This is a genomic window from Cognatundibacterium luofuense (genome assembly GCF_018139685.1).
Classification (GTDB): Bacteria; Pseudomonadota; Gammaproteobacteria; order Burkholderiales; family Burkholderiaceae_D; genus Undibacterium; species Undibacterium luofuense.
The window spans coordinates 1-280 of sequence record NZ_JAGSPN010000668.1; the positions used below are offsets into that span (position 1 = coordinate 1).

At 41.8% G+C, this 280-nt stretch carries 1 protein-coding gene; it reads left to right on the forward strand.

Features of this window, described 5'->3' with window-relative positions:
- Positions 1 to 92: 92 nt before the first annotated feature.
- Positions 93 to 280, forward strand: a 188-nt coding sequence (locus tag KDM89_RS22120; RefSeq protein ID WP_212689887.1) for a GDP-mannose 4,6-dehydratase, incomplete at its 3' end; no start/stop codon positions are given.

Sequence of the window (280 nt, forward strand, 5' to 3'; positions counted from 1 at the left end):
TTACAAAAAAATCAATGACATGCTGATTTGGCCGATTTTTCCAGTAAAATCGCCGCTTTATATTTTAAATACTGCATTTCTAGGAGTGGTGAATGATATTCGTAACTGGCGGCGCTGGTTTCATCGGTTCCAATTTTGTATTGAACTGGCTCGCAACACATGATGAGGCAGTCCTCAATTTTGACAAACTGACTTATGCAGGCAACCTGAATAATCTGGTCACCGTACGCGATAACCCTAAGCATATTTTCGTGCAGGGTGATATCTGCGACACCGAACT